This window comes from Synechococcales cyanobacterium T60_A2020_003, assembly GCA_015272205.1.
Taxonomy (GTDB): domain Bacteria; phylum Cyanobacteriota; class Cyanobacteriia; order RECH01; family RECH01; genus JACYMB01.
The window spans coordinates 1-2,777 of record JACYMB010000174.1 but is presented as its reverse complement, the minus strand read 5'-3'; the positions used below and the strand labels follow the sequence as shown (position 1 = coordinate 2,777).

Sequence of the window (2,777 nt, the reverse complement as noted above, 5' to 3'; positions counted from 1 at the left end):
TGCTCGAATAGCTCATCGTTGTTCGGTTTAAGAGGTTTGGCTCCTTTAAGTCTAACTATAAAGATGTCAAATCAGCTCTATATTAAAAAGCACCAACTTTCTCGGGGAGGGGGACTTCAGGGTGCTCTAAACAGCTTAGAGCAGAAGGGATTAATCTATGGTCCACAGTTGGGGTATCAACTTGCGCTCCCTCTTCTCAATTTCTGGCTAAAACAGCGACTCAATTAGCGAGCATCAGTAACTATGGCGATCGCAGTGGCACAAAGCCCGCCTGCTGGATTAACCGCCACAGGCAGGTCTGGATTGACGGCGATCGCCAATCCTTCTAGGGCGACGGCAATTTGCTGCAGCGACCCCCCCGTTGGGTTGCCCGTTGGTACTCCTCATCGGTTAAGGGACGGGATGATTGGGCAAAACTAAGCTGTCCGTCTAACAACATGCGAATGCCTGCCGACGAGCCTGGGGCACCGCTGGCTGGATCGACATATCGAAGCTGAAATCCGGATAAAGCAGATTGAATTGCTGGATCAGCGAATCCCCGAATCGGAGCCCAGGTGGTGCTGCCGCCGTAGGAAAATAAGCCTGTCGGGACTTTAGAGACATCCGCAAAACGATCGGCCGTGGTCACCTCTGGAGACTCGGAGGATGTTCAGGTACTCGGCGTTTCACTGACGACCTGGGATTGGGGCAATCGCCCGATATTGAGTTGGCGCATCAACCACCACCCACCTCCCCCCAGCAAACCCACCGTTAGGAGCAACGACGCAATCAGTGCAGGCGTCTCATTTTTTGGAGTCATAGGAGGATACAAGCCAACATCTCCACCCGTCCTAGCGAGTCTGTGGGGGGATGATCGATAGTCTGAAATACGCAGAAGTAGGGGCGATCGCTACAGCGGGAAATTCTGATCGAAGCTGGCGCGGGTCATGGGCTGGTCTACCATCAACCCCTCACCTCCCAACACCTCTAGCGGCTTGCCGTCTACCGAAATCCATACAGATGCAGTTGGATCAAGGCTAGAGGCTGTGTATACCACTTGTCCCAAGCGTCCGGTCATGGAGGCGCTGCCTCCCCCTTGGGTGAACTGGGAGGACAAATCCACATGCACGCCATCGTCCTCTATGGTGAGGTTCAGCAGTTTCGTCCCCGCTGGAATTTCTGAGAACCCAGTTTCCACCTGATCGGGCGACAGGATGTACTTGAAGCTGTCCTTTAATTGCTCGGCTGGCTCCGTGCTACTGGTGGGCACGCTGGCAGGCACCAGCTTAAAGCTGTTGCCATCGATTTCCAGGACATAGGCCTGAATCATTGCTTCCTGTGGAACCGCTGTTTCAGACGGATCGGACGGGTTGACGGCGGTACCGTCCGTAGACTCCACCGGATTGGTTCCAGGAGCGTTCGCAGAGTTCATGGTCCAAACGGCTGCCCCTCCACCGACCAAAACCACAGCCGCAACCAGGCCAGCAATGATTTTCCAAGAGGGGGCAGTGCTGGGTTCGCGATCGCGCACGTTCGGATCTTGCATGGTTGAAACTCCTGTAAATGTAGTGTTAGCCGCTAGAGGCCATCGTCGGATCTCCCTGGATCCCCTGACGAACAGGACTGAAGGGTTGTGCCTGCATCCTACATCAGGATTAGCAGGGGAGAAGCAACTTAGTTGTGAATCGCCACAATTGGGAACCGATTAGTCAACGTCTATCGCAATGCTTTGGGTTCCGCTTTGACAAAAGCCACTATTGATAGCGTATCGGGGGTTAATTCCCAGTCTAGCAAACGGGCGGTGATCCCTTCGTTTTCTAGCGATCGCAGATCAAGCTGTTGATTTAAGCCCTGCACAACGGGATTGACGAGTTCATCCGGCAAGGGTTCGTTATCAATCGTAATTTGAGGATCGAGAAGCTGTACCTGGGCTCCCAAGGCGTCGATCGTGACCGCAGCGGAAATGGCAATGGGATCCACATCGGGCGATCGCCCCTGGAGTTGCACCTTCACCTGGAGGCGGCGATCGCCCAAAAACTGTACTTTGGGGTCAACTAGGTCATACCCGTCTATGCCCTCACCAAAAATATCCTCACTCCAGTCTTGCAACTGCTCAATCACGGCTTCTGATTGCAGCGCGGTTTGCAGGTCATCTTCTGTAATTACCACATGCATCGCCATTTGCAGCGGTTCCTCCAGTCGGAGGTGCCCCTGGCGTACTTGATCCATTTGCACATCAATGGGATCGGTTTCGATGTCCAGCAGTGCAATTCGCGCATCCGGTAATGGATACAGTCCTCGACCTGCAATCCGTACCCGATCGACCCGTCCTTCCAAAAGTTGATGCGTCGGCACATTATCGATCCGCACCTGGAGAGATTCGGCAGACGAAAGGCGATCGCGAAGGGCATCTTCCACTAGGCTTTCGCTAATCACCCCAACGGGCGCAAGTAGAGTCATGATCCCTGTTAATAGTCCGACAATCCACTCCATACCCATGTTGCAACTTAAAACTCAACTCACTCGCATCATCTCACGCCACATCGGAGAGTATGGCGAGAGGCTTCTGCTGCTTTAGCTAAAAAGCCGGGGTCATGCCCCGGCTTTTTAGGCCTGCGTTGCTTGGATTCAACAGCCGTCTGGCCCGCAGAAAGTGTGCGCGTACAGTACCTCCGCGTCACAGATATAGGCAATGCCCGCATAATCGTTGAAAAACTTCACTCCGACCTGATCCGCAATATTCTCGGCCATATCCCGATTGGGGGTAAGTATCTCAAACTTTATATTTGCCGTGGTGT

Annotated in this window: 4 protein-coding genes; all 4 read right to left on the bottom strand. The window is 53.5% G+C overall.

Annotated elements, in window-relative coordinates; genetic code table 11:
- Window positions 1-325: 325 nt before the first annotated feature.
- Window positions 326-628, bottom strand: coding sequence for a substrate-binding domain-containing protein (locus IGR76_09180; GenBank protein ID MBF2078679.1), 303 nt, complete (start codon window positions 626-628; stop codon window positions 326-328).
- A 21-nt stretch (window positions 629-649) separates the two neighbouring features.
- Window positions 650-799 carry a hypothetical protein gene (locus IGR76_09175; protein MBF2078678.1) on the bottom strand — a complete coding sequence of 50 codons (150 nt, stop codon included), beginning with the start codon at window positions 797-799 and terminating at the stop codon, window positions 650-652.
- A 90-nt stretch (window positions 800-889) separates the two neighbouring features.
- A complete protein-coding gene (locus IGR76_09170) occupies window positions 890-1,525 on the bottom strand; it encodes a GerMN domain-containing protein (GenBank protein MBF2078677.1) in 636 nt (211 codons plus the stop codon).
- 170 nt (window positions 1,526-1,695) lie between these two features.
- Entirely contained in the window at window positions 1,696-2,439 is a 744-nt protein-coding gene (locus tag IGR76_09165) for a DUF2993 domain-containing protein (protein MBF2078676.1), read from the bottom strand.
- Window positions 2,440-2,777 lie beyond the last annotated feature (338 nt).

Excerpts from the sequence above, each read along its gene's own strand:
- IGR76_09175 (MBF2078678.1), bottom strand. The coding sequence starts at position 799 with ATGACTCCAAAAAATGAGACGCCTGCACTGATTGCGTCGTTGCTCCTA.
- IGR76_09170 (MBF2078677.1), bottom strand. The coding sequence starts at position 1,525 with ATGCAAGATCCGAACGTGCGCGATCGCGAACCCAGCACTGCCCCCTCT.
- IGR76_09165 (MBF2078676.1), bottom strand. The coding sequence starts at position 2,439 with ATGACTCTACTTGCGCCCGTTGGGGTGATTAGCGAAAGCCTAGTGGAA.